Source organism: Halomonas sp. PBN3 (assembly GCF_000475415.1).
Lineage (GTDB): Bacteria > Pseudomonadota > Gammaproteobacteria > Pseudomonadales > Halomonadaceae > Halomonas > Halomonas shengliensis.
In genome coordinates, this window is record NZ_AXCA01000078.1 from 1 (window position 1) to 6,341 (window position 6,341).

Below are 6,341 nucleotides of genomic sequence, written 5' to 3' on the forward strand. Positions count from 1 at the left end.
AGCGGTCTTGTGGACCCAGCAACGCTGGTGGTCGGTCTCCGGATAGACCTTGCTCAGCGCGGCCCAGAAGCCCATGGCGCCGTCGCCGATCGCGAGCTTGGGGGCCGTGGTCAGCCCGCGTTCGCGTAGCCCCGTGAGAAGCTCTTTCCAGCTGGCTTCCGACTCGCGTCGCCCATCCTCGACGGCTACCAACTCCTTACGGCCCTGCTCGGTGACACCGATGATCACCAGCAGGCACAGGCGGTCATCCATTCGAACGTTGCTGTAGACGCCGTCTGCCCACCAGTAGACGTAGCGCTGCTCTGATAAGCCACGCTTCTGCCAGTCGGTATGCTCGGCCTCCCACTGCTTCTTGAGCCGCGACACGGTGTTGGCCGAGAGCCCCTTGGCCTGGTCGCCCAGCAGGGCTGCCAGGGCCTCCTGGTAGTCGCCGGTGGAGACCCCCTTCAGGTAGAGCCAGGGGATCAGCTCGTCGATGCTCCGAGCCCGCTTCAGGTAAGGCGGCAGCAGTGCGCTGCTGAAGGTGACTCCATCACCGCTGCGATCGCGGGCTCGGGGCACCTTGACCTCGACGTCGCCGATACCGGTCTGCACCGTGCGCTCTGGCAAGTAGCCGTTGCGGACGACGGCGCGGCGGCCGTCTTCCAGCGTCTTGTCGGCGTACTGCTCAAGGAACGTGTTCAACTCGGCCTCCACGGCTTTGGCGATCAGGTCTCGGGCACCTTGGCGCAGCAGCTCATGCAGTGGGTCGGTAACACCAGTGTCTGGTTGCGTCACGGCTTGGAGGGTAGAATCGGTCATGGCGTATCCATCCTATGCTGGTTGTGATCTGGCGTGATCAATCAGCAGGATACGCCACCCCTCCTTCTATCCTCCATACACAAGACTTGAGCTTAACTCGCAAACCGATGGCGGTGGAGGTAATAGTCCTCGGCAATGACGAAACCGACGTAGAGCCGCCTATCGTCTCGCCAGGCGCTGGCCCGGAAGGCTTCTTTAGCCGCCAGGAATTCCCGTTGAGCCGAGGTACCGAAGGGGGAGCTCTTGCCACTGCCCGCGGGAAACTCTCCACGGGCCGCTACCGGTGTGGCGACGAACAGCAGCACCAGCAGAAAGGTGAAGGCCGTGTTCATGAGGCCGCCGCCGTTTTCCCCCTATCCACTGGCTGACGCATTGACCAGACAACCAGGGCCAGCCCCGCGATGAGCATCGGCAGGGTCAACAGCTGCCCCATGGTCAGCCAGCCGAAGGCGACGAACCCTAGGTGAGGATCGGGCAGGCGCACGAACTCCACGGTGAAGCGGAAGGCGCCATACAGCACCAGGAACAGCCCGGAGATGAGGCCCCGCTGGCGCGGTCGGCGCGACAGCCACCACAGCATGACAAACAGCACCACGCCTTCCAGGGCGAACTCATAAAGCGCTGAAGGGTGCCGCGGCTCCGGCCCCAGCCCCATCATGGGGGGGAAGACCATGGCCCAGGGAACGTCACTGATACGTCCCGGTAACTCGTGATTGATGAAGTTGCCGAGGCGCCCGGCGCCCAGGCCGATCGGCACCAGCGGGGCGATGAAATCGGTCAGCTGGAAAAAAGCCAGGCGATGCTTGCGGGCAAACAGCAGGGCGGCGATGAGCACACCGGCAAGGCCGCCATGGAAGCTCATGCCCCCGTCCCAGACCCTGAAGAGCCACAAGGGGTTGGCAAGAAGTTGCTCGAGCCCGTAGAACAGCGCATAGCCCAGGCGGCCACCCAAGATGATCCCCACGGCAGCGTAAAAAATCAGATCGCCGATATCATCGTGACTCAAACCCAGGCGATGGGCTCGACGACGCCCTAGCCACCAGGCGGCGGCCAGCCCGACCACATACATCAGGCCATACCAGTGAATCTGCACGGGCCCCAGGGAGATGGCCACGGGATCGATCTGCGGATATTGCAGCATGGTTCTTCCTTAATGCTCTGACAGCCAAGTCGCGTTGCCGAGACTGCGTTTACGATCAGCCTGGCTAGTCAACGATGCGATCGATGGTGACGTCGATCGGCGAGTCGGCCTCGCCGAGTGTCACCGGCCCCGCCTCGCCGATCAGGTCGCCTGGCTGCGGGGTGGCCTCGTCCGATGCGGAGACGCGCACCGTCAGGCGCAGCTCGGCAATCTGGGAGAGCCGTGCTTGGGGCGCCATGGCATCGTCGTCGTCGAGTGTCACCTCGAGCGGTAGGTCGGCGACCGTGGCCCGCTCGATGGCCAGCGGCGGCAGTTCGCCGGCCACGTCGCGGGCGACGACGAACACCGTGTCGCCCGGCGCGGCCCACTCGCGGAGCGCTTCGGCGAGGCCGACCCTGACCGCGAGCGACGCGCCGTCCTGCGCGGCCTGATGGGCATCGACCTGGTCGGACGAGGCGTCCAGGCGCTGTTGTGCCACGGCAATGCCCTCCCGCAGCGCTTCCGCCGAGCCGGGGTCGTCGAAGCCGGCGATCGCGCGTCGCCAGTAATCGATAGCCTCTTCATAGCGGGCGCGATCGAAGGCATGGATGCCCAGCATGCCGAGCACCGTCGGCTGACGCGGATCCTTGTCTAGGGTCTCGTCGACCAGTGCCTGGACCTCCTCGGTCATCGAGCGATTGGCGACGAAGAATTGGATCTGTGCCAATTGCGCCAGCAGGGAAGGCTGTCGACCCTCCAGCTCAATCAGGCGCTCAAGCGCGGCGATGGCATCACGTCCCCGATTGCTGTCCCGGTACAGCGGAAACAGCGACATCCACACCTTGGGATTGTCCGGCTGTCGCTTGGCCTGCTCCTCGAGCCGCTCGATCAGCATCGCCAGCGAGCCGTCAGGCGAGTTGCGCACCTCCTGATGCACGGCATACAGTGCCAGATCGCCCTCGGCGCCTTCCCGTTGATACCAGAGCAGACTGGCCACCACCAACGCCACCATCACCAGCGGCACCAACAACCGTCCGGCCTGGGGGGATTTGAGCGGTGTGCGTCGGCGTACCTGGGTATCCTCGAGCAGGCTGCGTTCGAGCTCCAGCCGACCCTCCTCGACTCGCGCGGTGTCGAGCTCGCCGCGTGCATGGGCCGTTTCCAGCGAGGCCAGGCGCTGACGATAGACCGCCACGTTCTGGGCATCGGTGCGCTGCTTGGTTTCGAAGGCCTGCTGAGCATCGTGCAGCGGGCGGGTCCGTCTCAGCGGCAGGATCACGAGCCACAGGGCAGGCAACAGTAACAGGGCGATGCCCAACCAGAGCAGATTCATTCGCTCCCCTCGCGGTTAAACAGGGCATTGAGGTACTCGCGCTCCTCGGCGCTGAGCGCTCGAACCTGGGCATGCTTTCGTTTGCGGACGAAGACCGCCACGATAAACCCCCCGATCATCACCAGCACGAACGGCAATCCCCATAGCAACCAGGTACGCTCGTCGAGTCGCGGGTTATAAAGCACGAATTCGCCGAAGCGTGCGACCATGTAATCGAGGATTTCTTTATCGGATCGCCCTTCGCGTAACAAATCTGCAACGCGTTCGCGCATGTCGGCAGCCACCGGGGAATCCGAGCTGTCGATGGCCTGGGCATCGCATTTGGGGCAGCGCAATGAGGCAGTAAGATCACGATAGCGCTCGGCCATTACTGGCCTCTCGAAGTCACGCACCTCGATAGCCGAATCCGCCAGCACAGGGACCGACGTTATCAACAAGAGCAACAGCAGGCCGGCCCGGGTCATCAACGCCATTTGCCCACCTCCTGCACGACACGTTCGACATCCTCGGGAGTGATATAGCCCGTGTGCTTATAGCGAATGATGCCCTCGGCATCGACGAGGAAGGTCTCCGGCACACCGTAGACGCCGAGCTCGAACCCCAGATCGCCATCCGGATCGAAGATATTGACTTCGAACGGGTCGCCGAACTCGTCGAGAAACTCCCGCCCCTTGACGCGGGTGTCCTTGTAGTTGATGCCGACCAAGCGCACGCCGCGCTCAGCGAGTGTCAGCAGCTGGGGCATTTCCTCCTTGCAGGTCGGGCACCACTCGGCCCAGACATTGACCAGCGTGACCTGCCCGTGCAACAGCGACTCATCGACCCGGGCACCAGGATCCTTCAGTGTCGAGAGGGAAAAGGCAGGAAACTGCTGGGCTAGCAGTGCCGAATTGCGGGCACTGGGATCCATGGCCAAGCCTCGGTAGAGAAAGAAACCCAGTCCCAGGAAAACCAGCAAGGGGAAAAGCAGTAACAGTCGCCGTTTCATGTATGGACCTCACGGAGGAGAGTGGAGTCAGCTGGCACTGAGCGCTGACGCCGATAGCGACGGTCCGCCACCGCCAGCAGACCGCCAGTGGCCATCAACAACGCCCCCAGCCAGAGCCAGCGTACGAACGGCTTGATCTGGATTCGCATGGCCCAGGCACCGTCACCCAAGTCTTCGCCCAGCGCCACGTAAATGTCCTGCAGCAGCCCAGGGCGCAGGGCGACGTCGGTCATGGGCTGACCGCGGGCAATATACAATCGCTTCTCGGGCCGTAGGGTGGTGACATGCTGGCCATCACGTGTCACCTCAAGGGTTGCCGTATCGGCCAGGAAATTGGGACCGCGGCGCTCGCTCAGGTCGGTCATGGTGAAGCTGTAACCGCCTATCTCGACACGCTCCCCCACGGCAAGACGTACGTTACGCTCGATGGCATAGTTCGACACCATGGCCACGCCCACGATGGTGATGGCCATGCCCAGATGGCCGACTACCATGCCCCAATGCGCCAGCGACAGCTTGCGCAAGCCGGCCAGGGGTGAGGAGGCATGGCGGGTCTTGTCGAACAGGTCACGGATCAACGCCAGCACGACCCACAGGGCCATGACCAGCCCCAGCGCCACGGCGGCGTTCCATTCTCCGCCGTAGAGGAACGGCACCGCCGCCGCCGTGATCAGCGCGGCGATGCCGGACCAAAGTAGTCGGCGCATCAACTCGCGCCCCGCCATCTGCTTCCAGCGCGCCACGGGGCCTAGCCCCATGAAGGCGCACAGCAGCACGGTCAGCGGCACGAATAGCGTATTAAAGTACGGTGGGCCGACGCTGATCTTGCCCAGCCCCAGGGCATCGAGAATCAGCGGGTAGACCGTGCCCAGCAAAACGGTCACGGTCATGACGACCAAGAGGATATTGTTGATCAGCAACAGCGCATCTCGAGACAACCAACCGAAGCCCACATTGCCGCTCATCCGCGGCGCACGCAGGGCAAAGATCAGCAAGGAAGCGCCCACCGTGAACCCCAGCAGTGCCAGAATGAAGATGCCCCGTGACGGGTCATTGGCGAAGGCATGCACCGACGTCAGCACCCCGGAGCGCACCAGGAAGGTGCCCAGCAGCGACAGCGAAAAGGTAAAGATCGCCAGCAGGGCGGTCCAGCTCTTGAAGGTGCCACGCTTTTCCGTGACCGCCAGCGAATGGATGAGCGCCGTCCCGGTCAGCCAGGGCAGGAACGAGGCGTTCTCCACCGGGTCCCAAAACCACCAGCCGCCCCACCCCAGCTCGTAGTAGGCCCACCAACTACCCAGCGCGATGCCCATGGTGAGGAAGGCCCAAGCAATATTGGTCCAGGGCCGCACCCAGCGTGTCCAGGCGGCATCGAGCCGCCCTCCCAGCAAGGCAGCGATGGCAAAGGCGAAAGCTACCGAGAAGCCCACATAGCCCATATAGAGCATGGGGGGATGGAGGATCAGCCCGACGTCCTGTAGCAGCGGGTTGAGATCGGCGCCGTCCTGAGGCACTCCCGGCAGCAGACGTTCAAAAGGGCTCGACGTGATCAGGATGAACAGCAAGAATCCGGTGCTGACCATGCCCATGACCCCCAAGACACGGGCCAGCATGTCACGCGGCAGGTTGCGCGAGAACAGGCTGACGGCGAAGCCCCAGCCGCTGAGGATCAGGCTCCATAGCAGCACCGAGCCTTCGTGTCCCCCCCACACCGCCGTGAGCTTGTAATACCACGGCAGCATCGAGTTGGAGTTGTTGGCCACATAGGACACACTGAAATCATCGAGCAGGAAGCTCGCGGTCAGGCTGGCATAGGCCACCAGCAAGAAGGCGAACTGCCCCCATGCCATGGGCTCGGCGAAGGCCATCCAGAGTGGGCGGCGGAGCGTGACACCCGCTAACGGAGCCAGCGCCTGTATAAACGCCAGGCCCAGCGCCATGATCAGCGCGAAGAGACCGAGTTCAGGAATGATTTTGACGAGCATGGTGATTCCGTCTTGAGTCGCGTGATTTCGGGTATACGGATTTAATGATTGATGGGGTGAAGGTGCCCCATCAACCATTAAATCCGTATACCCTAAAAAAGTAGCGCTGCCAGC

The 6,341-nt window shown here is 63.1% G+C and carries 7 protein-coding genes; all 7 read right to left on the bottom strand.

Going from position 1 to position 6,341, the window contains the following annotated elements; genetic code table 11:
* On the bottom strand, positions 1-801 hold an 801-nt coding region (locus tag Q673_RS23195; RefSeq protein ID WP_023005045.1), incomplete at its 3' end, for an IS256 family transposase.
* 92 nt (positions 802-893) lie between these two features.
* Positions 894-1,133 carry a hypothetical protein gene (locus Q673_RS23200; protein WP_023005046.1) on the bottom strand — a complete coding sequence of 80 codons (240 nt, stop codon included), beginning with the start codon at positions 1,131-1,133 and terminating at the stop codon, positions 894-896.
* Positions 1,130-1,942 (bottom strand): prolipoprotein diacylglyceryl transferase, encoded by an 813-nt coding sequence (gene lgt, locus Q673_RS23205; protein WP_023005047.1) that lies wholly within the window; start codon positions 1,940-1,942, stop codon positions 1,130-1,132. Before lgt ends, Q673_RS23200 begins: the two co-directional genes overlap by 4 nt.
* A gap of 64 nt (positions 1,943-2,006) precedes the next feature.
* Complete coding sequence (ccmI, locus tag Q673_RS23210) at positions 2,007-3,254, bottom strand: c-type cytochrome biogenesis protein CcmI (protein WP_023005048.1); 1,248 nt, start codon at positions 3,252-3,254, stop codon at positions 2,007-2,009.
* Complete coding sequence (locus tag Q673_RS23215) at positions 3,251-3,727, bottom strand: cytochrome c-type biogenesis protein (RefSeq protein ID WP_023005049.1); 477 nt, start codon at positions 3,725-3,727, stop codon at positions 3,251-3,253. The genes ccmI and Q673_RS23215 overlap by 4 nt, the downstream gene beginning before the upstream one ends.
* Complete coding sequence (locus Q673_RS0118115; protein ID WP_031217685.1) at positions 3,718-4,242, bottom strand: DsbE family thiol:disulfide interchange protein; 525 nt, start codon at positions 4,240-4,242, stop codon at positions 3,718-3,720. Before Q673_RS0118115 ends, Q673_RS23215 begins: the two co-directional genes overlap by 10 nt.
* Complete coding sequence (locus Q673_RS23220) at positions 4,239-6,227, bottom strand: heme lyase CcmF/NrfE family subunit (RefSeq protein WP_023005051.1); 1,989 nt, start codon at positions 6,225-6,227, stop codon at positions 4,239-4,241. The genes Q673_RS0118115 and Q673_RS23220 overlap by 4 nt, the downstream gene beginning before the upstream one ends.
* Positions 6,228-6,341: the final 114 nt, after the last annotated feature.